Annotated in this window: 24 protein-coding genes and 2 tRNA genes; 6 read left to right on the forward strand and 20 right to left on the reverse strand. The window is 71.7% G+C overall.

Annotation, left to right across the window (positions count from 1 at the left end):
• Positions 1-3: 3 nt before the first annotated feature.
• The 13 genes from secD to pgsA form a co-directional block, all read right to left on the reverse strand.
• On the reverse strand, positions 4-1,797 hold the full coding sequence (gene secD / locus ACIQF6_RS29275) for a protein translocase subunit SecD (protein WP_400900297.1): 1,794 nt from the start codon (positions 1,795-1,797) through the stop codon (positions 4-6).
• Positions 1,798-1,953: 156 nt separating this feature from the next.
• The gene (gene yajC / locus ACIQF6_RS29280) at positions 1,954-2,352 is read right to left on the reverse strand and encodes a preprotein translocase subunit YajC (RefSeq protein ID WP_400900299.1); all 399 of its coding nucleotides are present in this window, start codon (positions 2,350-2,352) and stop codon (positions 1,954-1,956) included.
• Between the two features lie 184 nt (positions 2,353-2,536).
• Entirely contained in the window at positions 2,537-3,610 is a 1,074-nt protein-coding gene (gene ruvB / locus ACIQF6_RS29285; protein ID WP_400900301.1) for a Holliday junction branch migration DNA helicase RuvB, read from the reverse strand.
• Between the two features lie 89 nt (positions 3,611-3,699).
• Positions 3,700-4,311, reverse strand: a complete 612-nt coding sequence (gene ruvA, locus ACIQF6_RS29290) for a Holliday junction branch migration protein RuvA (RefSeq protein WP_400900303.1) — start codon at positions 4,309-4,311, stop codon at positions 3,700-3,702.
• 142 nt (positions 4,312-4,453) lie between these two features.
• Complete coding sequence (gene ruvC, locus ACIQF6_RS29295; RefSeq protein ID WP_400900305.1) at positions 4,454-5,131, reverse strand: crossover junction endodeoxyribonuclease RuvC; 678 nt, start codon at positions 5,129-5,131, stop codon at positions 4,454-4,456.
• A 124-nt stretch (positions 5,132-5,255) separates the two neighbouring features.
• Positions 5,256-6,011 (reverse strand): YebC/PmpR family DNA-binding transcriptional regulator, encoded by a 756-nt coding sequence (locus tag ACIQF6_RS29300; protein ID WP_400900307.1) that lies wholly within the window; start codon positions 6,009-6,011, stop codon positions 5,256-5,258.
• A 91-nt stretch (positions 6,012-6,102) separates the two neighbouring features.
• Complete coding sequence (gene pdxT / locus ACIQF6_RS29305) at positions 6,103-6,711, reverse strand: pyridoxal 5'-phosphate synthase glutaminase subunit PdxT (RefSeq protein WP_387642934.1); 609 nt, start codon at positions 6,709-6,711, stop codon at positions 6,103-6,105.
• 131 nt (positions 6,712-6,842) lie between these two features.
• Positions 6,843-7,754 carry a pyridoxal 5'-phosphate synthase lyase subunit PdxS gene (pdxS, locus tag ACIQF6_RS29310; RefSeq protein WP_400900310.1) on the reverse strand — a complete coding sequence of 304 codons (912 nt, stop codon included), beginning with the start codon at positions 7,752-7,754 and terminating at the stop codon, positions 6,843-6,845.
• Between the two features lie 158 nt (positions 7,755-7,912).
• On the reverse strand, positions 7,913-8,458 hold the full coding sequence (locus ACIQF6_RS29315; protein ID WP_400900312.1) for a hypothetical protein: 546 nt from the start codon (positions 8,456-8,458) through the stop codon (positions 7,913-7,915).
• A gap of 19 nt (positions 8,459-8,477) precedes the next feature.
• On the reverse strand, positions 8,478-8,840 hold the full coding sequence (locus tag ACIQF6_RS29320) for an isomerase (RefSeq protein ID WP_400900314.1): 363 nt from the start codon (positions 8,838-8,840) through the stop codon (positions 8,478-8,480).
• A gap of 24 nt (positions 8,841-8,864) precedes the next feature.
• Complete coding sequence (locus ACIQF6_RS29325; protein WP_400900316.1) at positions 8,865-10,046, reverse strand: glycosyltransferase family 4 protein; 1,182 nt, start codon at positions 10,044-10,046, stop codon at positions 8,865-8,867.
• Positions 10,043-10,948 (reverse strand): phosphatidylinositol mannoside acyltransferase, encoded by a 906-nt coding sequence (locus ACIQF6_RS29330; protein ID WP_400900318.1) that lies wholly within the window; start codon positions 10,946-10,948, stop codon positions 10,043-10,045. Before ACIQF6_RS29330 ends, ACIQF6_RS29325 begins: the two co-directional genes overlap by 4 nt.
• Positions 10,945-11,601, reverse strand: coding sequence for a phosphatidylinositol phosphate synthase (gene pgsA / locus ACIQF6_RS29335; protein ID WP_400900320.1), 657 nt, complete (start codon positions 11,599-11,601; stop codon positions 10,945-10,947). Before pgsA ends, ACIQF6_RS29330 begins: the two co-directional genes overlap by 4 nt.
• A gap of 127 nt (positions 11,602-11,728) precedes the next feature.
• Between pgsA and ACIQF6_RS29340 the strand changes: the two genes are divergently transcribed.
• The gene (locus ACIQF6_RS29340; protein ID WP_400900322.1) at positions 11,729-13,744 is read left to right on the forward strand and encodes an elongation factor G; all 2,016 of its coding nucleotides are present in this window, start codon (positions 11,729-11,731) and stop codon (positions 13,742-13,744) included.
• A 62-nt stretch (positions 13,745-13,806) separates the two neighbouring features.
• Here ACIQF6_RS29340 and ACIQF6_RS29345 read toward each other — a convergent pair whose 3' ends face one another.
• Entirely contained in the window at positions 13,807-14,229 is a 423-nt protein-coding gene (locus ACIQF6_RS29345) for a thiol-disulfide oxidoreductase DCC family protein (RefSeq protein WP_400900324.1), read from the reverse strand.
• A 190-nt stretch (positions 14,230-14,419) separates the two neighbouring features.
• On the opposite strand from ACIQF6_RS29345, the gene ACIQF6_RS29350 reads away from it, so the two are divergent.
• Positions 14,420-16,063: a hypothetical protein gene (locus tag ACIQF6_RS29350; RefSeq protein ID WP_400900326.1), complete on the forward strand. Its 1,644-nt coding sequence runs from the start codon at positions 14,420-14,422 to the stop codon at positions 16,061-16,063.
• Positions 16,064-16,137: 74 nt separating this feature from the next.
• Here the strand turns inward: ACIQF6_RS29350 and ACIQF6_RS29355 are convergent, their stop codons facing one another.
• Together ACIQF6_RS29355 and thrS are read right to left on the reverse strand one after the other, a co-directional pair.
• On the reverse strand, positions 16,138-16,695 hold the full coding sequence (locus ACIQF6_RS29355) for an HIT family protein (RefSeq protein WP_400900483.1): 558 nt from the start codon (positions 16,693-16,695) through the stop codon (positions 16,138-16,140).
• A gap of 142 nt (positions 16,696-16,837) precedes the next feature.
• Positions 16,838-18,817, reverse strand: coding sequence for a threonine--tRNA ligase (gene thrS / locus ACIQF6_RS29360; protein ID WP_400900328.1), 1,980 nt, complete (start codon positions 18,815-18,817; stop codon positions 16,838-16,840).
• A 257-nt stretch (positions 18,818-19,074) separates the two neighbouring features.
• Here thrS and ACIQF6_RS29365 point away from each other — a divergent pair, with 257 nt between their 5' ends.
• Positions 19,075-19,848 (forward strand): 3'-5' exonuclease, encoded by a 774-nt coding sequence (locus ACIQF6_RS29365; protein ID WP_400900330.1) that lies wholly within the window; start codon positions 19,075-19,077, stop codon positions 19,846-19,848.
• Between the two features lie 69 nt (positions 19,849-19,917).
• Here the strand turns inward: ACIQF6_RS29365 and ACIQF6_RS29370 are convergent.
• Positions 19,918-19,989, reverse strand: a tRNA-Val gene (locus ACIQF6_RS29370).
• Positions 19,990-20,200: 211 nt separating this feature from the next.
• Positions 20,201-20,272: transfer RNA gene (locus ACIQF6_RS29375), tRNA-Val, on the reverse strand.
• A 399-nt stretch (positions 20,273-20,671) separates the two neighbouring features.
• Between ACIQF6_RS29375 and ACIQF6_RS29380 the strand changes: the two genes are divergently transcribed.
• The 3 genes from ACIQF6_RS29380 (at position 20,672) to ACIQF6_RS29390 (ending at position 22,498) form a co-directional block, all read left to right on the forward strand.
• Positions 20,672-21,085 carry an SsgA family sporulation/cell division regulator gene (locus ACIQF6_RS29380; RefSeq protein WP_030056266.1) on the forward strand — a complete coding sequence of 138 codons (414 nt, stop codon included), beginning with the start codon at positions 20,672-20,674 and terminating at the stop codon, positions 21,083-21,085.
• A 267-nt stretch (positions 21,086-21,352) separates the two neighbouring features.
• Positions 21,353-21,934: a CGNR zinc finger domain-containing protein gene (locus ACIQF6_RS29385; RefSeq protein WP_400900332.1), complete on the forward strand. Its 582-nt coding sequence runs from the start codon at positions 21,353-21,355 to the stop codon at positions 21,932-21,934.
• A gap of 75 nt (positions 21,935-22,009) precedes the next feature.
• A complete protein-coding gene (locus tag ACIQF6_RS29390) occupies positions 22,010-22,498 on the forward strand; it encodes a DsbA family protein (protein WP_400900334.1) in 489 nt (162 codons plus the stop codon).
• Positions 22,499-22,533: 35 nt separating this feature from the next.
• Here ACIQF6_RS29390 and ACIQF6_RS29395 read toward each other — a convergent pair whose 3' ends face one another.
• Positions 22,534-23,376 (reverse strand): GNAT family N-acetyltransferase, encoded by an 843-nt coding sequence (locus ACIQF6_RS29395; RefSeq protein WP_400900336.1) that lies wholly within the window; start codon positions 23,374-23,376, stop codon positions 22,534-22,536.
• Between the two features lie 62 nt (positions 23,377-23,438).
• Complete coding sequence (locus tag ACIQF6_RS29400; protein WP_400900338.1) at positions 23,439-24,257, reverse strand: aminotransferase class IV; 819 nt, start codon at positions 24,255-24,257, stop codon at positions 23,439-23,441.
• Positions 24,258-24,276: the final 19 nt, after the last annotated feature.

Genomic DNA, 24,276 nt, shown 5'->3' on the forward strand with positions numbered 1-24,276 from the left:
GGGTCAGACCTCCTGGGTCTGCTGGGAGGGGGCGGGACGGCGGCGCGTGCCGCGGATCGGCGGACGGGCGCCGAGCCGCTTCGGGTCCAGGCCGGACCACGGGTGACCACTGGCGAAGAACTTGGTGCGGGCGAGCAGCGTGATCAGCGGCTTGGTGAACAGGAAGATCACCACGACGTCGAGCAGCGTGGTCAGACCCAGGGTGAAGGCGAAGCCCTGCACCTTGCCGACCGACACCAGGTACAGCACCGCGGCACACAGGAAGGAGACGAAGTCCGACACCAGGATGGTGCGCCGGGCCCGCGGCCAGGCGCGCTGCACGGCGGGCCGCAGCTGGGCGCCCTCGCGGACCTCGTCCCGGATGCGCTCGAAGTACACGATGAACGAGTCGGCGGTGATACCGATCGCGACGATCGCGCCGCAGACCGCGGGCAGGTTCAGCGCGAAGCCGACGCCGGCGCCCAGCAGGCTCATGATCGACCAGGTCAGGATCGCGGAGACGACCAGACCGGCGATCGAGATCAGGCCCAGGCCGCGGTAGTAGACCAGCGAGTAGATGACCACCAGCACCATGCCGATCAGACCGGCGATCAGGCCGGCCTTCAGCTGCTCGGAGCCGAGCTGCGGGGAGACGGTGGTGACGTCGCTCTTCACGAAGTCCAGCGGGAGCGCGCCGTAGCTGAGCACGTTGCCCAGCGACTTCGCGTCGGCCTGGGTGAAGGTGCCGGAGATGATCGCGCTGCCGCCGGTGATCGCCTCGTTCACGTACGGGTGCGAGACCACCTGGCCGTCCAGCACGATGGCGAACTGGTTCGCCGGGGCCGGCTGGGTGGCGAGCTTGCCGGTGGTGGACGCGAAGGCCTTCGAGCCGGCGTCGTTGAACGACAGGTCGACCATCCAGCCCTTGGCGGACTGGGTGTCGTACGCGGCCTGCGCCTTGGTGACGTCCTGGCCGTTCACGGAGACGCCGCCGAGCGCGAACTTGTACCAGATGCTGTTCTCGGCGTCGTACGAGCAGGCCACCGCCGGCGCGGACGGGTCGGTGCCCTGGTAGTTGTGGCGCTGCTCCTTGACCGAGCAGTCCAGCGCGGCGAACTGCTGCTGCAGCTCGGCCGGGACGGTGCCCTGGGTCAGTGCGGCGCTCACGTCCGCCGCGGAGGCCGGCGCGGACGCGTCGGCGCTCGGGGCGGGCGAGCCGGAGGCGGCGGGGGCCGAGGCGGACGTGCTCGCGGCGGCCGTCGGGTCGGCCTGCAGGGCGCCGGACAGGGCGCGGCCGGCCTTGCTGGCCGACGGGCTCGGCGAGGCGGGCGCGGAGGCGCTGCCGGAGGCCTCCGGGCTGGCCGAGCCGCTGGGAGCCGACGAGGGCTCGCCGCTCTGCTGCGGCTGCGGCTGGGCGCTCACGCCGGTCGGCGCGACGGCCAGGACCGGGCGGAAGTACAGCTTCGCGGTGTCACCGACCTTGTCGATGGACTCCTGCGTGTTACCACCGTCGGGGATGTTGACGATGATGTTGCTGTTGCCCTGGGTCTGGACCTCTGCCTCGGAGACGCCCATGCCGTTGACGCGCTTCTGGATGATGCCGACCGCGGTGTCAAGGTTTGCCTTGTTGATCGCGGAAGGATCGTCCGACTTGGCGGTCAGCGTGACGCTGGTGCCACCGGCGAGGTCGATACCGAGACGGGGCTTGGTGTAGCCCGTCCCGAACATGAGGGCCACCAGGCCGACGGTGACCACCAGGATGAGCGCCAGCGCCCGCCCCGGGTATCCGTCGCGCGACCGCGACTTGGGTGTTGCCACCTTGTTCGTTTCTCCCTGTCCATGCCGTCCGGCGACCGGCCCCGGGCCCCCGCGCACGGCGGGGGCCCGAAGGAGACGGACGCACTGCGGCCCAAGAGGTCCTGTGGGCTTGCGGCGGATGCCGCAGGTCGGGAAGGAGAGGCCCCCCCGGCCGTACTACTTGCTCTCGGGAGCCTCGGCGTCGACCTTCGCCTCGTCCTTGGACAGGCTCAGCGGCTTCTCGTCGGCGTCCGTGCCCTCGGCGGCCTCGACGGCGTCCTGCTCGGACTCGTCCTCGATCGGACGGCCGTTGATGATCGCGTCGTACTCGAGCGGCTCCAGGACGGCCGCGATGGCGCCCTTGGTGTAGTGGGCCACCACGCCGGGCGCGACCTCGAGCTCGACCGTCTCGTCGTTGACCGCCTTCACCATGGCGTACATGCCGCCGATGGTGCGGACACCCGAACCCGGCTGCAGAGCGGTCTGCATGCTCTGCATCTGCGCCTGTCGCTTCTTCTGCGAGCGGAACATCAGGAAGATCGCGAGGAGCGGGAGGAGGAGGATGATGAAGTTCACAGCCAGGGTCCTTTGTCGGCCGCCCGCCGGGCGGCCAGTGCGTGTACGTCGGCCCGTCGGGCGAGAGGGGCGGTCCGGCGGAGTCTAGGCGACCCGCACTGAACGGACAACGCCAAGCATGCCAGTGTGCCGCCGAAAGTGGCGAGCCTTGGCATGGACATAAACTCCCGATAAGGCAGCCGAGTTATGCCTGGCCGTCCGCCCACAGCTCGGGCTGCGCCCCGCGCGGCGCCCGGGCCGACTGCGGCGGAGTGAGCCCCAGATGCTGCCAGGCCGCCGCCGTCGCAATCCGCCCGCGCGGAGTACGCGCCAGCAGTCCTTCCCTTACCAGGAAAGGCTCGGCGACCTCCTCGACGGTCTCCGCCTCCTCCCCCACCGCGACCGCCAGGGTGGACAGGCCGACCGGTCCGCCGCCGAAGAGTTTCAGCAGCGCCTCCAGCACCGCGCGGTCCAAACGGTCCAACCCGCGCGCGTCGACCTCGTACACCTCCAGCGCCCGGGCGGCGATCTCCCGGGTGATCACACCGTCGTGGCGGACCTGCGCAAAATCCCTCACCCGGCGCAACAGGCGGTTGGCGATGCGCGGCGTGCCGCGCGAGCGCCCCGCGATCTCCGCCGCGCCGTCCGGATCGATCTCCACGTCCAGCAGACCCGCCGAACGGTGCACCACCCGCTGAAGCTCGGCGGGCGCGTAGAACTCCATGTGCCCGGTGAACCCGAACCGGTCGCGCAGCGGCGGCGGCAGCAGACCCGCCCGGGTGGTCGCCCCGACCAGCGTGAACGGCGGCAGCTCCAGCGGGATCGCGGTCGCCCCCGGCCCCTTGCCGACGATCACGTCGACCCGGAAGTCCTCCATCGCCATGTAGAGCATCTCCTCGGCGGGCCGGGACATCCGGTGGATCTCGTCGAGGAACAGCACCTCGCCCTCGGCCAGCGAGGAGAGGATCGCCGCCAGGTCGCCGGCGTGCTGGATCGCCGGACCGGAGGTGATCCGGATCGGCGCGTTCAGCTCCGCCGCGATGATCATCGACAGCGTGGTCTTGCCCAGCCCGGGCGGGCCGCTCAGCAGCACGTGGTCCGGCGCCGCGCCGCGCTGACGCGCCGCCTGCAGCACCAGCGAGAGCTGCTCGCGCACCCGCTCCTGCCCGATGAACTCCTCCAGCAGCCGCGGCCGCAGCGCCGCCTCCACCGCCTGGTCCTCGCCGTCGGCGGACGCCGTCACCAGGCGGTCAACGGGCTCGGACTCGTACGGACTCATCGGAAAACGGCTCCCCAGTGTTGTGCCGCCGGCCGGTCGGCCGGTCATTGTCGACTTGGTGACGGATCGTCAGATCGCTTCGGCGCTGCTCAGCGGGCCCGGTTCAGCCCGCGCAGCGCGAGCCGCAGCAGCGCGCCCACGTCCGGCGTGGCCTGCGCCTCGGCGTCCGGCGTCACCCGGGTCACCGCCTCGTCCGCCTCCCGCGGAGCGTAGCCCAGGCCCACCAGCGCCGAATGCAGCTGCTCGTGCCACGGCGTCGGGCCGGTCGCCACCGGCTTCTGCGCCGGCACCGTCCCGTGCGGAACGCCCAGCTTGTCCTTGTACTCCAGCAGCAGCTTCGCCGCCTTCGCCTTGCCGATCCCCGGCACCGCGATCAGCGCCTTCTCGTCGCCGCCCGCCACCGCGACCCGCAGCGCCTCCGGCGAGTGCACCCCCAGGATCGCCTGCGCCAGCTTCGGCCCCACCCCCGGTGCCGCCTGCAGCACCTCGAACGTCGCCCGCTCGTCGTCGTCCACGAACCCGAACAGCGTCAACGAGTCCTCCCGCACCACGAGGGACGTCGCCAGCCGCGCGACCTCCCCCACCCGCAGCGCCGCCAGCGTCGACGGCGTGCACTGCACCGCCATCCCCACTCCCCCGACCTCCACCACGGCCACCCCGGCCCCGACCATGGCAACCGGCCCCTGCACAAAGGCGATCATGGCGTCGTCGTTCCCTTCAGTGGTTCTGCTGGTCGCTGCGCTCGGCAGAGCCGCGATTCGATCTCCCCGCCGCGCACGTCGGCGCCGCGCCGTCCTCCGCTGCCGGCCCGGGCCGCGGCTCCCGCTCGACTCCCGCGCGCCGTCAGGAGCGCCGGGGGCTGCGCGACCGGCCGGGCACTGCGCCGTACGCCGCCCGCGGTGCGACTGCCTGCTGCTCGGGCGGGTCCTGCCCGGTGGCGTCCTCCGCCTCGCGCGGTTCTCCCCGCCCCTGGCTCCGCACCGCTCCGCCACTGTGCACCCACGTGCCGCTCTCGTGTGCCCTGATCGCCGCCGTCAGACGGTTGGTCGTGCCGCCGCGCCAGATGTGGCAGATGGCCAGCGCCAGCGCGTCCGCCGCGTCGGCGGGTTTGGGCGGGGCGTCGAGCCGGAGGAGGCGGGTGACCATGGCGGTGACCTGGGCCTTGTCGGCGCGGCCGGAGCCGGTGACGGCGGCCTTGACCTCGCTCGGGGTGTGCAGGGTGACCGGGATCCCCCGCCGGGTGGCGCAGAGCAGGGCGACGGCGGAGGCCTGCGCGGTGCCCATCACGGTGCGGACGTTGTGCTGCGCGAACACCCGCTCGACGGCGACGAGTTCGGGCGAGTAGCGGTCGAGCCACTCCTCCAGCCCGCGCTCGACGGCGAGCAGCCGCGGCCCGAGGTCGTCCCCCGGCGGCGTCCGCACCACGCCCACGCCGAGCATCGTCAACTGCCGCCCGGGCAGCCCTTCGACGACTCCGACGCCGCACCTGGTCAGCCCAGGGTCCACACCCAGCACTCGCACGAGCCCTGCCCCACCTCTCTCCGACCTGGGAAGGCTACCCCCGGCCACGGACAACCGTCCCCGGACACGCCTCCGCCCGGCGGCCGCGAGCAGCCACCGGGCGGAAGAGCCGAGTTCGGGAAACTCAGGCGTCCAGCTCGGCCATGATCTCGTCCGAGACGTCGAAGTTGGCGAAGACGTTCTGCACGTCGTCGCTGTCCTCCAGCGCGTCGATCAGCTTGAAGATCTTGCGGGCGCCGTCGGCGTCCAGCTCGACCTGCATGCTGGGCACGAAGTTGGCGTCGGCCGAGTCGTAGTCGACGCCGGCGTCGACCAGCGCGGTGCGGACCGCGACCATGTCGGTGGCCTCGGAGATCACCTCGAAGGCCTCGCCGAGGTCGTTGACCTCTTCCGCGCCGGCCTCCAGGACGATGTCGAGGACCTTGTCCTCGTCCACGCCGTCGGCCTTGGGGACGATCACCACGCCCTTGCGGTTGAACAGGTACGACACCGAGCCCGGGTCGGCCATGCTGCCGCCGTTGCGGGTCATCGCGACGCGGACGTCGGAGGCCGCGCGGTTGCGGTTGTCGGTGAGGCACTCGATCAGGACGGCCACGCCGTTCGGGCCGTAGCCCTCGTACATGATCGTCGAGTAGTCGGCGCCGCCGGCCTCCGCACCGGAGCCGCGCTTGACGGCCCGGTTGATGTTGTCGATCGGGACGGAGCTCTTCTTCGCCTTCTGGATGGCGTCGTAGAGCGTCGGGTTGCCCGCGGGGTCGCCGCCGCCGGTACGAGCCGCCACCTCGATGTTCTTGATCATCTTGGCGAAGAGCTTGCCGCGCTTGGCGTCGATCGCGGCCTTCTTGTGCTTGGTGGTAGCCCACTTAGAGTGGCCGGACATCGCCAGCTCCTTTTCGTCGCCAATGGGAAATGAACAGGGAGATCTTACCGGTGCCGCACCGCAGGGTGGCACACGGTCACAGTGCCGCGCCTCAGCGCGCGGCGGCCTCGACCATGCGGACGAAGTACTCGTGGACGCGGTGGTCGCCGGTCAGCTCCGGGTGGAAGGAGGTGGCCAGCAGGTTGCCCTGGCGGACCGCCACGATCCGGGCGTCCGGGCCGTCGGCGGCGGGCACCTCGGCCAGCACCTCGACGCCCGCGCCGACCGACTCGACCCAGGGGGCGCGGATGAACACGCCGGTGACCGGCTCGGCCATTCCGGCGAACGGGATGGCGGTCTCGAAGGACTCGTTCTGCCGGCCGAAGGCGTTCCGACGGACCGTCATGTCGATGCCGCCGACGGTCTCCTGGTCGTCCCGGCCGTCCAGGATCTTGTCCGCGAGCATGATCATGCCGGCGCAGGTGCCGTAGACCGGCATGCCGGCCCGCACCCGCTCGCGCAGCGGGTCCATCACGTCGAACAGCACTGCCAGCTTGGAGATGGTGGTGGACTCGCCGCCGGGCATCACCAGGGCGTCGACCTCGGCGAGCTCCTCGGGGCGGCGGACCGGCCGGGCCAGCGCGTCGGCGGCGGCCAGCGCCACCAGGTGCTCACGGACGTCACCCTGCAGGGCGAGGACACCGATGGTGGGGGTGCTCACGGTCTGTCACTACCTCTTCATCTCGAACTACGGGCCGCGAAAGCCCACGGAGCGGCCCGCCGCGCCGACTGCTCGCACGACGGGCCGGAACCGGGAGGAGCAAAACCGTCGGTCCGCCCTCCCGAAGGGGCTTACCAGCCGCGGTTGGCGTAGCGCTCGGTCTCCGGCAGGGTGTCGCAGTTGATGCCGACCATGGCCTCGCCCAGGTTGCGGGAGGCGTCCGCGATGACCTTCGGGTCGTCGAAGAAGGTGGTGGCCTTCACGATGGCGGCGGCGCGCTTGGCCGGGTCGCCGGACTTGAAGATGCCGGAGCCGACGAAGACGCCCTCGGCGCCCAGCTGGCGCATCAGCGCGGCGTCGGCCGGGGTGGCCACGCCACCGGCGGAGAACAGCACGACCGGCAGCTTGCCGAGCTCGGCGACCTCGCGGACCAGCTCGTACGGGGCGCGCAGCTCCTTGGCGGCGGCGTACAGCTCGTTGTTGTCGAAGCCGCGCAGCTTGGCGATCTCGTTCTTGATCTGGCGCAGGTGGCGGACGGCCTCGACCACGTTGCCGGTGCCGGCCTCGCCCTTGGAGCGGATCATGGCCGCGCCCTCGGCGATGCGGCGCAGGGCCTCGCCCAGGTTGGTGGCGCCGCAGACGAAGGGGGTGGTGAAGGCCCACTTGTCGGAGTGGTTGATCTCGTCGGCCGGGGTGAGCACCTCGGACTCGTCGATGTAGTCGACGCCGAGCGACTGCAGGACCTGGGCCTCGACGAAGTGGCCGATGCGGGACTTGGCCATCACCGGGATGGAGACCGCGGCGATGATCTCCTCGATCATGTTCGGGTCGGACATCCGGGCCACGCCGCCGTCCTTGCGGATGTCGGCGGGCACCCGCTCCAGCGCCATGACGGCCACCGCGCCGGCGTCCTCGGCGATCTTCGCCTGCTCGGCGTTGACCACGTCCATGATCACACCGCCCTTGAGCTGCTCGGCCATGCCGCGCTTGACCCGGGCGGTACCGATCTGCGGCTGGTCTGCGGTGGTGGGGGTGGTGGACACGTAAGACCTCACTCAGGGATGAACCGGTGCTATCGCCCAATCGTAGGCCTGCGAGGGGGTGAACCCATACGCCACATGGTCCAGCGTCACCAACGGCATACGACAAACAGGCCAGAGCACAACGGACGGGTAACAGTGGGGGGAGAACAGTGCCCAGCCTACGCGGGAGCCCCTTCGGGCGTGAGCGCCGTCGGCGGCTCGTCGTCCATCTCGAAGGCCATGGGGAACGGCGCCCGTCCCGCAAGCCGGAAGTAGCGCACCAGCCGGTGCTCGCGCACCGCCCGCGCCGCCCGCACCGCGTCGTTGTGGAACCGCCGCGCCATCGGCACCCGGCGCACCGCCTCCACCAGGTCGCGCACCGCGTCCTCCCCGCCCGGGGCCGCCCGCAGCGCCGCGACCTGCTCCGGCTCGTCCAGCACGGCGCGCAGCGCGAGGCTCAACTCGCTCTCCGCCACCTCGCGCTGGTCGTCCAGCGCCTGCCGTGCCCCGTGCGCGGCCTCCAGCAGCAGGATCGACGCCGCCGGGTCGAGCAGCGAGGACGTCGCCAGCTCCGTCGCCACCGACGCCCGGCGCAGCAGCTGCGCGTCCAACGAGGCCCGCGCCGCGTCGATCCGGGCATGCAGCCGGTCGAGCCTGCCCGCCGTCCAGCTCAGGTAGACGGCGAACAGTACGACGGCCGCGAGGGCCCAGATCCAGGTAGTCACGGGGCGTTACGGTACCCGTTCAGCCGCCGAAGACCGCCGAGCGGTAGGAGTCCCGGTCGGTCTCGACGACCGACACCGCGGCCTGCACCGCCCCCGGATCGGCCCCCAGGTACTCCGGCAGCGCCGCCACCGCGGCCTCCGCCAGCGCCGCCTTGGCCGGCGCCGAACGCCCCGGGAAGATCTCGAATCCGATCGCCACCAGCGCGAACGTCTCGGCGTCCGCGCCGACCACCGCCTCCTCGGTACGCCGGAAACGGGTCTTGCAGGCCTCCGGCTTGGCGTCGATCAGCTTCACCGCCAGCCGGTTCAGGGCCAGCCCGAAGCCGCGCCGGTCGAAGCATCCGGCGAGCCGGTCGGTGTAGTCGACGGTGATCAGCGGCATGGTGGTACCTCTCGCGAGCAGGGTTCAGCGGCCAAGACGCGTACGCCAGCCGGACGGTTCGGCCTCGGCGACCGGTGGACGGCCGTCGGTGACCGTCTCGTACACCGACAGCACCTCCGCCCCGACGGTCTCCCAGTCGAAACGGCGCACGTGCCGGGAGGCGGCCTCGCGCAGCGCCAGCAGCCGCTCGGGGCTGCCGAGCAGCTTCACCGCGGCCGCGGCCAGCGCGTCCGCGTCCTCCACCGGGAACAGCTCGCCGGCCGCGCCGCCGTCCAGCACCTGGCGGAACGCGTCCAGATCGCTGGCCAGCACCGGCGCACCCGCCGACATCGCCTCGACCAGGATGATGCCGAACGACTCGCCACCGGTGTTCGGCGCCACGTACAGGTCGACGCTGCGCAGCAGCCGGGCCTTGTCCCGGTCGGAGACCATCCCGAGGAACTCGACCTGCGCCCGCACCTCGGCGGGCAGACCGGCCACCGCCTCCTCCTCGTCGCCCTTGCCGGCGACCAGCAGCCGCACCCCGGGGCGCTCGGCGAGGATCCGCGGCATGGCCGCCAGCAGCGTCGGCAGGCCCTTGCGGGGTTCGTTGATCCGGCCGATGAAGCCGATCGTCCGGCTCGCGTCCGGCCCGCCGTCGGCCGCGCCGCCCTGCCACTTCGGATCCGGCTCCGCATCCGCGAAGAACCGCACGTCCACACCGTTCGGAATCACCACCGCGTCGCCGCCCAGGTGCTCCACCAGGGTGCGGCGGGCGTACTCGGACACCGCGATCCGACCCGACATCTTCTCCAGGCCCGGCTGCAGGATCGGCGACGCCGCGAGCATCGCCCGCGACCGCGGGTTCGAGGTGTGGAACGTCCCGACCATCGGCCCGGACGCCGCCCACGCCGCCAGCATCGACAGCGACGGCGAATTCGGCTCGTGCACGTGCAGCACGTCGAACCGGCCCTCGCGCAGCCACCGCCGCACCCGGGCCGCCGACAGAATGCCGAAACTCAGCCGCGCCACCGACCCGTTGTACGGAACCGCCACCGCCCGCCCCGCCGACACCACGTACGGCGGCAGCGCCTCCTCGTCCTCCGCCGGCGCCAGCACCGACACCTCGTGACCCAGCCGGATCAGATGCTCCGCCAAGTCCCGGATATGGAACTGCACACCACCCGGCACGTCCCAGTCGTACGGGCACACCACGCCGATCCTCATGACGCGACCTGCCTCGGCGTCAGATCCGCCAGCCACAGCTTCTGCAGCATGTGCCAGTCCACCGAGTGCTCCCGGATCGCCTCCGCCCACACGTCGGCCATCGCCTGCGTCATCGCCGCGGCCTGCTCCTGCCGCGACCCCGCACCGGACGGCACCACCTCCGGGTGCACCTCCGCGCGCAGCATCGGCCCGTCGTACCAGAGCGTCACCGGGAACAGCGCCGCACCGGTGCGCTGCGCCAGCGCCGCCGGACCGGCCGGCATCCGGGTCGGCTCGCCGAAGAAGTCCACCTGGATCCCGGCCTCCGACAGATCCCGGTCGCCCACCAGGCACACCAGCCTGCCCTCGCGCAGCCGCCGCGCCAGCGTCCCCACCACCGACACCTGGGAGCCGGTCAGCGCCAGCACCTCCATGCCCAGGCTCTCCCGGTACGCCACGAACCGGTCGAACAGCGACTCCGGCTTCAACCGCTCCGCGACCGTGGTGAACGGAAACCCGCCCGCCGACGCGATCCACGCCCCCGCCAAGTCCCAGTTCGCCATGTGCGGCAGCGCCAGCACCGCGCCGCGCCCCGCCGCCATCGCCTCGTTCAGCTGATCCAGGCCCTTGACCGTTATCGCCTGCGCGACCCGCTCCCGGCTCCAGGTCGGCAGCCGGAACGACTCCATCCAGTACCGCATGTACGAGCGCATCCCGGCCCGGGACAGCTCCCGCAGCCGTATCGCGTCCGCGTCCGGATGGACCCGGGCCAGGTTGGCCTCCAGCCGCAGCACCCCCTTGCCCTGCCGCCGCCACGCCACATCGGCAATGGTGTTGAACAGGCCACGGGCCACCGGCTCCGGCAGGTGCTTCAACCCCGCCCAGCCGGCCGCATAGGCCGTGTCGACCAACCGCTCCTTCACTTGCCCCCCTCGGCGGCTCCCGCCGCCTCCAGCTCCGCCGACTCCCGGCGCACCGTCAGCATCCGCTGCGCCACCGTCACCAGGCTGCCCACCGCGACCACCCACAGGGCGATCGGCAGCAGCCACTCGATGTACGGCACGCCGAACTTGTGCAGGCCCGCGAACCCGGCCGCGACCAGGCTGATCACCAGCCGCTCGGCCCGCTCCACCAGCCCCGACACGTTCACCGGGAAGCCCAGCGACTCGCCGCGCGCCTTCGTGTACGACACCACCTGGCCGCTCGCCAGACAGAAGATCGACACCGCGCACAGGATGTCGTTGTCACCCTTGCCGGCGTACCACATCGCCAGACCGCCGAAGATCGCCGCATCGGCGACCCGGTCGAGCGTGGAGTCCAGGAACGCGCCCCACTTACTGGACCGACCCGCCTGACGGGCCATGTTGCCGTCCACGAGGTCGGAAAAAATGAACAGCGTGATGGTGATCGTGCCCCAGAAGAACTCCCCGCGCGGGAAGAACACCAGGGCGCCGGCCACCGAACCGGCCGTCCCGATCAGCGTGACCGCATCCGGACTGACACCCCACCGCAGCAACATCGCCGCGAACGGGGTGAGGACACGTGTGAAGAAGCCACGCGCGTACTTGTTGAGCATGGCCTTCCGGTCCGCTCCGCTCCTCGGATTGGCGCCCGCGAGCCGCTTGCCCGCCGGGCGACCGCGCGGATGGCCCCGCCCGGCTGGACAATGGTATCCACGCTGATCGAGCGGCAGGAGGCCAGCCATGCCGGACCGGGCAGCCCACTCCCCCACCACACCCGCCGACCGACCCGGCCGGCTCCGCAACCTCGCCCTGGTCGGGGCAGGCGGAGCCGGCAAAACCACCCTCGCCGAAGCCCTCGCCCTCACCGCCGGCGCCCTGACCAGACCCGGCAACGTCCCCGACGGCACCACCGTCGCCGACTGGGAGGACATCGAGCACCAACAGCAGCGCTCCGTCCAGTTCGCGCTCCTCCCGCTCCCCTGGCAGGACCTCACCGTCAACCTGCTCGACACCCCCGGCTACGCCGACTTCGCCGGCGAACTCCACGCCGCCCTGCGCGCCGCCGAAGCCGCCGTCTTCGTCCACTCCGCCGCCGACGAGAGCGTCCCCCGCCCCGTCCAGGCCCTCTGGCAGCAGTGCGAGGACGCCCACCTGCCGCGCGCCCTCGCCCTCACCCACCTCAACACCGCCCGGGTCCGCCTCGACGACGTCCTGCGCATGCTCCAGGACACCCTCGGCACCCCCGACACCGTCCGCCTCCTGCACCACCCCGACCTGCGCGACGGCCACCTGCACGGCAGCACCGACCTGCTCACCGGCCGTGTCTACGGCACCCCCGATGCCCCCGGCGACCTCACCGCCGAACGCACCCGCCTGGTCGAAGCCCTGGCCGGCGAGGACGACGCCCTGATGGAGCGCTACCTCGACGGCGCCGACCTCGACACCGCCGCCCTCACCGCGGGCCTCCGCCGCGAATTCCTCGCCGGCACCCTGCACCCCGTCCTCGCCACCGCCCCCGACGGCACCGGCTGCGACGCCCTCCTCGACCTGATCGCCGCCGCCTTCCCCACCCCCGCCGACCGCGCCGACGGCCTCCCCGCCGCCGACCCCGACGCCCCCCTCACCGCCCAGGTCGTCCAGACCGGCGAAGACCCCTACCTCGGCCGCCTCAGCCTGCTCCGGATCTTCACCGGCACCCTGCACCCCGACACCACCGCCCACCTCCCCGACGGCACCGACGAACGCCTCACCGCCCTGCACAGCCCCTTCGGCCACCAGCTGCGACCCGTCCCGGGGGCCGTCGCCGGCGACCTCGTCACCGTCGCCAAGCTCGGCGCCGCCCGCACCGGCGACACCCTCACCACCGACGGCGCCGTGCTGCCGCCCTGGCCGCTGCCCGAAGCCCTGCTGCCCACCGCCGTCCGGGCCCGCTCCAAGGCCGACGAGGACAAGCTCTCGCAGGCCCTCGGCCGGCTCACCGCCCAGGACCCGGCCCTGCGCGTCGAGCAGAACCCCGACACCAACCAGCTCGTCCTGTGGTGCACCGGCGAGGCCCACCTCGCCGTCACCCTCGACCGGCTCGCCGGCCGGCACGGCGTCCACGTCGAGACCGTCCCCTACGAGGTCGCCCTCCGGGAGACCTTCGCCGCCCCCGCCAGCGGCCACGGACGGCACGTCAAACAGTCCGGCGGCCACGGCCAGTACGCGATCTGCGACCTCACCGTGGAACCGCTGCCCGGCGGCGGCTTCGAATTCGTCGACCGGGTCGTCGGCGGCGCGGTCCCCCGCAACTTCGTCCCGTCCGTCGAGAAGGGCGTCCGCGCCCAGCTCGCCCACGGCCTGCACGGCCACCCGATGACCGACGTTCGGGTCACCCTCACCGACGGCAAGGCGCACTCCGTCGACTCCTCCGACGCCGCCTTCCAGACCGCCGCCGCCCTCGCCCTCAAGGAAGCCGCCGACCACACCGACGTCCGCGTCCTGGAACCCGTCGACGAAGTCCGCGTCCTGCTTCCCGACGAGTACCAGGGCGCCGTCCTCACCGACCTGTCCGCCCGCCGCGGCCACGTCCTCGGCACCGAGATCGGCGGGCCGGGCCTCAGCCTGGTCCGCGCCGAAGTCCCCGAGCTCGAACTCGCCCGCTACCCGCTCGACCTGCGCTCCCTGTCGCACGGAACCGGCCAGTTCACCCGCAGCTACCTGCGCCACTCGCCGATGCCCGCGCACCTCGCCACCCAGTACGCCGCAGCGGGCTGACGCGCCCGCTACGAGCGGCGCGGCGACCCGCCCAGTACGTCCCAGCGGGCCGACCGCACCCGCTACGAGCGGCGCGGCAACGCACACGCCGGCGTGCCGCCGGGCATCTGCTCCCGGTGGCGCGCCACCCAGCGGTACACGACATCCGCGAGCGGCCGCACCGGCGCCAGCGCCATCAGGCCGCCCGCCCACGCCCACAGCCCGCCCGAGCGCATCAACAGCCGCGCCACCGCCTGCGAGCCCCCGTACACCTTGCGGTCCGGTGTGATCCACAACACCTCGTGCTCGGCCCGCTCCGCCGTCACCTGCCCGCCGGTGAACTCCGCCAGCGCCGCCAGATCCGCGAACTGGAAAGCCACCGCCTCCCACCCCGCCGACGAAAGGCTCTGCCGCGGATAGCGCTCCGCCCAGCGGACACAGCTCGAACAGAACGCGCAGTCACCGTCAAAAACCAGCACCGGCTCCGGTGCGAATGCACTCGTCATGCCGCGATCCTCCTCTCCCCCTCTCCGACCGACAAACCCGGGGTGCGTCGAAGTCCCCACGACGGGGCAATATCCCCCCGAAAGCGCCACGCGCGGCCGAGATGTGACCCAGGATCAGTTGATGATCCGCACGGGCGGGCCGCCGCGCGGTAACCTGCCGCAGACCATCAGGGGAGGAGGAGCTGCTCAGGTGACTCAGCTCGACATGACGCCGGGCGCACAGGTACCACGGACGGACGTCGGTCATCAGACCGCGGTCACCCAGTCGTTCTCCTCAGCCGCCTACCGCACCGGCGACTACAACGAACTGGAAGCGCTCGCCGGGGTCTCGGTCAAGCCGGGCAAGTTCGCCCTGTTCCGGCCCAGCGCCGGCGAGGCGTTCAGCCGCGCCCTGATCGACCGCACCCTCGGCGGCGGCCGCAAACCGATAGTGCCCTCGCACGGCACCGACATCCGCATGGTCGTCGAGCACTGCCTCGCCGCCCAGGACCTGCGCGAGGCCCGGGACCGCCGGCTCTCCACGCTCACCGCCGTCTGCGGACTGCTCTTCCTGCCCGGCACGCTGATCTGGCTCGCCGCGTACCAGGCCCGCGCCTGGCTCGGCACCAAGAAGTCCGCCGCCCGGGACGGCTTCGTCGGCACCCTGGCCCTGCTCGCCGCCACCGCCCTCACCCTGTTCCTGGCGATCCGCCCGCCGGCCCACGGCCTGCTCGGCCTCTACTGCCGCGTGGTGATGATCGGCCCGGTCATCGGCTGGTACTTCGCCCGCCGCACTGTGATCGACGCCGTCATGCAGCAGCGCGCCCGCTGGGGCGACCTGGTCGGCGGCAGCGCGGTCGCCGCCATCGTCCCCAAGGCCGTCCCCAAGGACCACCTCGACAAGAAGGCCAACGACCTCCGGGCCGGGCTCGACCGCCTCAGCAAGGAGCAGACCACCAACATCCAGCACTACGCCGGTCCCAAGGGCATCCTCGGCATCGGCGCCCGCTGGGCCGAGTGGTCACTGCGCGAGGACCTCCGCCCCGCCGAGGGCCACCCCGACTTCCGCAGCTTCCACGTCTGGGACATCGCCCGCCGGATCGCCGACCGCCTCGGCTCCCTCACCGGCTCCGACGTCCCCAACGGCGGCCTGCCCAAGCCCCAGATCAACCACTGGGTGGTGCTCGACACCGGCGAGGGCGCCGACGAGATCGGCCGCCCCTCCGGCGCCGAGATGGACGGCGACCGGATGCGCGACTTCGCCGTCTCCGAGCTCGCCAACAAGCAGAGCGTCGGCACCGACACCCGGCACCGCATCGCCGTCCAATTCGTCCTGCACAAGGGCCAGTTGGTCACCACCGTGGTGGTCAGCATCATGGTCCTGGCGCACAGCCTCCAGGTCACCGCCACCGCCCACGCGCTCGGCCCGATCGCCGGCTACTTCGGCTCCAAGCCGAAGACCCCCGAGAAGGACGTCCCCAAGACCCTCCGCTTCTGGGAGACCCGCTCCGTCCAACTCCCCGTCGTCACCGACGACGAGATCGTCCGACAGGCGGTCCGGGCCCCCTTCCACAAGGTCCCCAGCCTGCAGAAGTGGCTCGGCGGCTCCATCGGCCTCCCCGAACCGCTCTGCCTGCGTCAGGCCTGGGCCGACCCCGCCTGGAACAGCCGCTTCAAGTCCGACGACGCGCTGTACATCCCCACCCCCGTGGTCGGCCTGATCCACGCCGCCGTGGTCGAATTCCTCGACGAACACGACGTCGCCACCGACCGGATCTCCGGCCGCTCCAACGCCATCCGCGCCGAAATGCAGGGCTCCCGCCCGTTCCGCGCCGACAAGTACGACGCCGGCTGACCCCCGGCACACAACCGGCAGGGGCCGGGCGGGAGATGTTCCCGCCCGGCCCCTGCCGTCTGCCCGTCACCGCATCAAACCGGCCACACCTCGGCCAGCGCCTTCCGCGTGTCCGCCAGCAGCTGCGGCAGCACCTTCGTGTGCCCCACCACCGGCATGAAGTTGGTGTCCCCACCCCAGCGCGGCACCACGTGCTGGTGCAGGTGCGCCGCGATCCCGGCGCCCGCCGCCGCGCCCTGGTTCATCCCGATGTTGAACCCGTGCGCCCCCGACGCCGCCCGCAGCGCCGTCATCGCCTTCTTGGTGAACTCCCCGAGCTCCGCCGTCTCCGGCCCGTCCAGCTCGGTGTAGTCCGCGACATGCCGGTACGGGACCACCATCAAGTGCCCACCGTTGTACGGGTACAGGTTCAGCACCGCGAACACCGACTCGCCGCGCTGCACGATCAGCCCGTCCTCGTCGCTCAGCTTCGGGATCGAACAGAACGGGCAACCGTCGTCCGGAGCCGGCCCCGTGGGCTTGTTCTCGCCCTGGATGTACGCCATCCGATGAGGTGTCCACAGGCGACGGAAGCCGTCCGGCTCCCCCACGCCCCGCTGCAGTTCCGGCTCACTCGTCATGCTCGCCAGCATAAGCGTCACAGCTCGTGAACCAAGCAGTGCGGGGCAGACTCCCGGAGGAGACTGCCCCGCACTCACGGCCGCTCGGACGTTTCGCCGTTTCCCGCAATCAAGATGTACGGAACCGGCTCACCTCCGCTTGCGCAGAGACCCGTCAGACCTGGACCCGGCTCCGCACCGCTTCAACGATCTCGGCGATCGCTTCGTCACGGGGCACGCCGTTCTTCTGCTCGCCGCTGCGGTAGCGGAACGACACCGCGCCGGCCTCGACGTCGTCGTTGCCCGCGATCAGCATGTACGGGACCTTCGACTTCTGGGCGTTGCGGATCTTCTTCTGCATCCGGTCGTCCGAGGTGTCGACATCCACCCGGATCCCGTGCTTCTTCAGCTCGGCCGCCACCTCGAGCAGGTACGGCACGTGCTCGTCGGTGATCGGAATGCCGGTCACGGTGACCGGGGCCAGCCACGGCGGCATGGCACCGGCGTAGTGCTCCAGCAGCACCGCGAAGAAGCGCTCGATCGAGCCGAACAGCGCGCGGTGGATCATCACCGGCCGCTGCCGCGAGCCGTCCGCCGAGGTGTACTCGAGTTCGAAACGTTCCGGCAGGTTGAAGTCCAGCTGAATGGTGCTCATCTGCCAAGTGCGGCCGATCGCATCCCGCGCCTGGACCGAGATCTTCGGGCCGTAGAAGGCCGCGCCACCCGGGTCCGGCACCAGCGGCAGGCCCTGCTTCTCGGCCACGCTCGCCAGCACCGCGGTGGCTTCCTCCCACGCGTCGTCGCTGCCGACGAACTTCTCCGGGTCCTTGGTGGACAGCTCCAGGTAGAAGTCGTTCAGGCCGTAGTCGCGCAGCAGGTCCAGCACGAAGGTCAGCGTGCGGTCCAGCTCGTCGGCCATCTGCTCGCGGGTGCAGTAGATGTGCGCGTCGTCCTGCGTGAAGCCGCGGGCGCGGGTCAGGCCGTGCACCACGCCGGACTTCTCGTACCGGTACACGGTGCCGAACTCGAAGAGGCGCAGCGGCAGTTCACGGTAGGAGCGGCCGCGCGCGTCGAAGATCAGGTTGTGCATCGGGCAGTTCATGGGCTTGAGGTAGTAGTCCGTGCCCTCGTCGAGCTGCATGGGGGGGTACATGCCGTCGGCGTACCAGTCGAGGTGGCCGCTGGTCTCGAACAGCTTCCCCTTGGTGGCGTGCGGGGTGTAGACGAACTCGTAGCCCTCTTCCTCGTGCCGCTTGCGCGAGTAGTCCTCCATGGTGCGGCGGATGATGCCGCCCTTGGGGTGGAAGACGGCGAGGCCGGAGCCGATCTGCTCGGGGATGGAGAACAGGTCGAGCTCGGTGCCGAGCTTGCGGTGGTCGCGCTTGGCGGCCTCCTCGAGGAAGTCGAGGTGGGCCTTCAGCTCTTCCTTGGTGGGCCACGCGGTGCCGTACAGGCGCTGCAGCATGGGGTTCTTCTCGCTGCCGCGCCAGTAGGCGGCGGCGGAGCGCATCAGCTTGAACGCCGGGATGTGGCGGGTGCTGGGCAGGTGCGGGCCGCGGCAGAGGTCGCCCCAGCAGACCTCGCCGGTCTTGGGGTCGACGTTGTCGTAGATGGTGAGTTCGCCGGCGCCGACCTCGACGTCGGCGCCCTCGCCGGCGGTGGCGGCGGAGCCCTTGAGGCCGATCAGTTCGAGCTTGTAGGGCTCCTTGGCGAGCTCCTCGCGGGCGGCCTCGTCGGTGACCACGCGGCGGGAGAACTTCTGTCCCCGCTTGATGATCTCCTGCATCTTCTTCTCGATGGTCTTGAGGTCGTCCGGCTGGAACGCCTTCTCGACGTCGAAGTCGTAGTAGAAGCCGTCGCGGACGGGCGGGCCGATGCCGAGCTTGGCCTCGGGGAAGACCTGCTGGACGGCCTGGGCCATCACGTGCGCGGTGGAGTGCCGCAGGATGTCGAGGCCGTCGGGGCTGGAGATCTCGACGGGTTCGACCTCGTCGCCGTCCTGGACGGCGTAGGTGAGGTCCTTGAGCTGGCCGCCGACGCGGGCGGCGATCACGGCGCGGTCGTCGGCGAAGAGCTCGGCGGCCGTAGTGCCCGTGGTCACCACGCGCTCTTCCCGATCGGGTTCGCGGTTGATGATGATCCGGACGTCCGTCACCGGTCTCTCCTGACGTTCTGGCTATGGGGCGCAGCACAACCGCTGCGTTGTGCATGGTACCGAGCCGGGCCAGGTCCCTGTCGCCCAGGCTCGAGGGGGTCGCGGTGATCGTTCGGTCACTTTCTGCCACAAAGGGGTCGTCCGGCACGGTTGACGGTGCGTCAACTGCGGTATCACCTGGACACGGCGCGGCGCTCCGCTGGTCCTCGGTGGCAGCGCCGCCCGGCAAGGGTTCGCGCGGCGTCCGAGGAGGCGTCATGCAACAGCTCCGTTCCTGGTTCCACGGTCCGTTGGCATCCTTCGACACCGAGACCACGGGTGTGGACGTCGAGCAGGACAGGATCGTCTCGGCCGCCCTGGTGGTGCAGTCCGCCCCGGGCGGGGCTCCGGCCGTCCGCAGTTGGTTGGCGAATCCGGGTGTGCCCATTCCGGAGCAGGCCCGGGCCGTGCACGGCATTTCCGACGACCGGGTGCGGGCGGACGGGCGTCCGCCGCGCACCGTGGCGGTGGAGGTGGCGCTCGCGCTGGCCGAGCAGTCCCGTGCGGGGGTGCCGCTGGTGGTGATGAACGCCCCGTACGACCTGACGCTGCTGGACCGGGAGTTGCGCCGGCACGGGGCGGGTTCGTTGACGGAGGTGCTGGGCGGCGCGGAGTTGCTGGTGCTGGATCCGCGGGTGCTGGACAAGCAGGTGGACCGCTACCGCAAGGGCCGCCGCACGCTGACCGATCTGTGCGGGCACTACGGGGTTTCGCTGGTGGGTGCGCACGACGCGGCGGCGGACGCGCTGGCGGCACTGGAGTTGGTGCGAGCGGTGGCGTCGCGGCACGCGGAGCGGCTGGGCGGCTTGTCCCCGGCGGAGCTGCATCTGCGGCAGGCGGTGTGGCACGCGGCGCAGGCGCGCGGCCTGGAGCGCTGGTTCGAGCGGTCGGGCACGCCGGAGCGGGTGGACACGGCGTGGCCGCTGCGGCCGGCCCGGTGTCGCTGCGGTGAGCGTCTGGAGCCGGGCCACGCCTGCGAGTTGGCGGCCTGACGGTCTGCCGGGCATGCACAACGCGGAAGGCCCCGACCTGATGGTCGGGGCCTTCCGCGTTGTGCTCGGTGGGCGATACTGGGATCGAACCAGTGACCCCTTCGGTGTGAACGAAGTGCTCTCCCGCTGAGCTAATCGCCCGGGCAACGAGATGAACAGTAGCACCACTTGGGCCCGGGCATCCAATCCGTTCCCCGACGGGCCCCCAGATCCCGCGCCGGGCACGCCGGTTGAATAGGCCTCGGGCGGAGCGGGCCCGTTGAATGCCCGTCAGAACTCGGACGGGAACGCGGAAAAGGCGTAGGGCTCCGACCTGATAAACAAGTCGGAGCCCTACGCCTTTGCATTCCGGTGGGCGATACTGGGATCGAACCAGTGACCCCTTCGGTGTGAACGAAGTGCTCTCCCGCTGAGCTAATCGCCCGGGTGCAGAAAGAACATTACCCCATCCGCGCGGCTGCTCCGACCACCCCCGCCCTGCTCCGGGCCCGGTCCGCACCCCGGGCCGGGCCGGCGGCCCCGACCAGCGGCGTCGGGCGGACCGGCCGGAAGGCCGCGGGCGGGGCGGGTCCGGTGGCGGCAGCTTCGTGCGTTCCTCCAGTCGCCCGGCCGCCGGTCCCGGTGCGACCGCGGGTAATCCGTGCCGTTACCGGGCCGCTCGGCCTCAGGTCGGGCCGTTCGGGGGATTCCGCAATGCGCCGGAAGGGGTACGACTCGCACCGGAATCGGGACAGACGGGTTTACACCGGGCTTTCAGGTGGGATGGTCCGTTCGCCGACGTGCGATTCCCCGAGCGCACACTGAGCGAAAGGCCCTGGCGCTTATGAACACCACGGTCAGCTGCGAGCTGCACCTGCGCCTCATCGTGTCCAGCGAGTCGTCACTGCCCGTCCCCGCGGGCCTGCGCTACGACACTGCCGACCCCTATGCCGTGCATGCGACGTTCCACACCGGAGCCGACGAGACCGTGGAGTGGGTGTTCGCCCGCGACCTCCTCGCGGAGGGGCTGCATCGACCGACCGGTACCGGCGACGTCCGGGTGTGGCCGTCCCGCAGCCACGGTCAAGGCGTGGTTTGCATCGCCCTGAGCTCTCCGGAAGGAGAGGCACTGCTGGAGGCCCCGGCCCGGGCGCTTGAGTCATTCCTCAAGCGGACCGACGCCGCGGTGCCGCCCGGCACCGAACACCGTCACTTCGACCTCGACCGGGAGTTGTCGCACATCCTCGCCGAGAGCTGAACCGAACGAGTCACGGCCCGCCGTCGCGCGGCGGCGGGATTGCCTCGATGCGCACCGTCCTACTCGGGGGCACGGTCGCAGTTCACTGCCGCCATCGGCGGCCTCGGGGCCCGGCCCCGGGCGTCCTCTCCCGTCGGAGCGGACGTCCGGGGCTAAGCCACGTCCGGGTCGCGTCCGGGCCCGGGCGGCGGCCCGGGCCGGTAGAGTCGGGGCCCGCTTTGACCGACGCGGTGGTCCTCGGGCCGCCGCCGCGTGAGGAGTTCCCACGTGCTGATCACCCATGACACCGAATGCGCGCTGAGCATCCTGGTGGAGCTGCTGAACACCGCGCCGGAAGCCTGCGGCAGCGAGCAGCTGCCCGACGTGGCGGCACTGAGCGCCTTCGTGGTGGGGCAGGAGATCAGCGAGATCGACTCGCTCGGTCCGGCCGACCTGGCCGCGGTGCACCACCTGCGCGACCGGCTGCGCGAGGTGTTCTCGGCCGACACCGTCGAGCAGGCCGCGGAGCTGGTCAACGCGCTGGTCGCCGAGGCGGGCACCACGCCGCGGCTGACCAATCACGACCACCACGGCTGGCACATCCACTACTTCGCGCCGCACGCGGCGATCGGCCGGCACCTGGCCGCCGAGCTCGGGATGGCGCTGGCCTTCATCGTGATGGCCGGCGAGCTGGAGCGGCTGCGCCGCTGCGAGGCGCCGGACTGCGCCCGGGTCTTCGTCGACCTGTCCCGCAACCGCTCCCGCCGCTACTGCGACAGCCGCACCTGCGGGAACCGGCTGCACGTGGCCGCGTACCGGGCCCGGCAGCGTTCGGCGGAGGCCGGCGCGGTGGCGGCGGCCGGGCGCTGAGGCCTGCCGGTGGGCGCGGGGCCGGATCGGTCGGGGTCGGTCGGGGCCGGGTGGTGGACCTGGGAGACTTGAGGAATGAGCGATTCCCCCCTGCCCCGTGTCGAATTCTGGTGCGACCTGCTGTGTCCCGACTGCCGTACCGCGCTGGAGGACCTCCGGACGCTGCGTGCCCGCTTCGGTGACGCGCTGACCGTCGAGCTGCGGCACTTCCCGCTGGAGAAGCACAAGTTCGCGTACCCGGCGGCGGAGGCCGCGGCCGAGGCGTTCGAGCAGGGGCGCGGCTGGGAGTTCGTCGAGGCGGTGCTGGCCCGGCTGGAGGATGTGGAGCGGGGCGGAGCACAGGCGCTGGTGGAGATCGCCGGGGCGGCCGGGCTGGATGCGGACGAGGTCGACACCGCGCTGATCGACGGCCGTCACATGCTGTGGGTCGACTCGGACGTGGCCGAGGGCCGGGCGATCGGCGTCACGGGCACTCCGACGTACGTGGTGGCCGGGAAGCGGCTGGATGGCGGCAAGTCCCAGGACGGGCTGCTGGAGCGGATCGTCGAGCTGCTGGGCGGCTGATCGCCCCGCCATGGGTGGCGGCGGGGCGGTCGGGCTCAGAGCAGCGGCTTGGTGAGCCGGCGCGCGGTGACCCGGTAGCCGAGCGATTCGTAGAGCGCGCGCGCCACGCCGTTGTCGGCGAACACGGTGAGCCCCAGGTCGTGGACGCCGGCGGCGAGGCATTCGCGTTCGGCGAGGCGCATCAGGGTACGGCCGTAGCCGTGGCCGCGCTGCCCGGGGTCGACCTCCACCAGCATCACCCAGGCCAGCGGGCGGCCGTCCGGCAGGCTGTCCTGGCGGAGAGCGACCCAGAGGCAGCCGAGGATGTTTCCGTCGGCGTCGAGGAGGTACCGCAGCACGGTGTCCGGGGTGTCCGGGCCGTCCGGCAGAGCGCGCCGGTGGTCGTGGTCGGCCTTGGCGGTGGCTTCGGCGTCGCCGAAGCCGGAGTCGATCAAGTCCTGCCGGTAGCCCGCGATCGACTTTCGTTCCCAGGCCGGGTACTCGTCCGGTCCGATCTGGCGGTCCGTCAATTCGGCGGGCAGGGGCGGGAGTTCGGCGAGTGATTTGGCCATGCTGCGCATCCGCTCGGTGTAGCCGAGGGCGCGGGCCAGGTGGAGGCCGGCTTCGGCCTCTGCGGGCACCATGACGTCGACCCGGGTGCAGCCCCAGGAGCGCAGCACCTCTTCGGCGGCGAGCGCGGCGACGGTGCCTCGGCCGCGCCGCCGTCCTTCGGTGACCTGGAGTTCGCTGATCTCGCCCGCGCAGTAGCCTTCTCTGGGCCAGGCGGTGGTCCGCAGGCCGCCCACCTGGTGTCCGTTCACCATGATGTGCCAGCGCCGCGTCCGCCCCTGGTTGGCCGCGGTCTCCTCGTCCCCGTCCGGCCGCAGTGTAGTGGTCATACCGGCCCCCTTTCCTCCCCCGTTGGGGCTCTACCGTCCCACACTGCCTGCCGCCGGTGTGCTCAGACGGGGTCGTTGTCCCGGGCCGCCCGGTCGGCGAAGATCTCCATCGCCTTGCGGGTCACCGGGCCGATGCCGGGGAGGGTGCGGGCGTCGACGCGGGTGACGGCCTGGACGTCGCGGAGGGTGGAGGTCAGGAAGATCTCTTCGGCGTCGGCGAGGGCCTCGAAGGGGACGTCGGTCTCCTCGGCGCCGGTCCAGTCGATGACGAGTTGGCGGGTGATGCCGGCCAGGCAGCCGGAGGCGAGGGTGGGGGTGAGGAGGCGGCCGTCGAGGACCACGAAGACGTTGGATCCGGTGCCCTCGCAGAGCCGGCGGGCGGTGTTGGCGAGGAGGGCTTCGCTGGCGTCGGCGCGGTGGGCCGCGGAGAGCGCGATGACGTTCTCGGCGTAGGAGGTGGTCTTCAGGCCGGTGACGGCGGAGTGCTCGTTGCGGCGCCAGGGGACGGTGACGACGGCGGTGGTGTCGGGGCGGCGCTTGGCGGTGCCGAGGGCGACGACCAACGTGGGTGCGGCGTCGCCGCGTTCGGAGCCGAGCGGGGCGCGGCCACCGGTGTAGGTGATGCGCAGGCGGCCGAGCGGCATCGGCTTGGCTGCGAGGACCGCGGCGCAGGCGTCGCGGACCTGGTCGTGGTCGGGGGCGGGGAGGCCGAGGCCGCGGGCGGAGCGGGTGAGGCGGTCGAGGTGCCGGGTGAGGGCGAAGAGTTCTCCGTGCTCGGCCTTGACGGTCTCGAACACGCCGTCGCCGACGGTCAGTCCGTGGTCGAGGACGGAGAGGGTGGCGTCGTCCTCGGCGGTGAGGGTTCCGTTGACCCAGATCATCGGCGCAGTACTCCTTGCG

The sequence above is a fragment of the Kitasatospora sp. NPDC092948 genome, from assembly GCF_044754805.1.
GTDB lineage: Bacteria > Actinomycetota > Actinomycetes > Streptomycetales > Streptomycetaceae > Kitasatospora.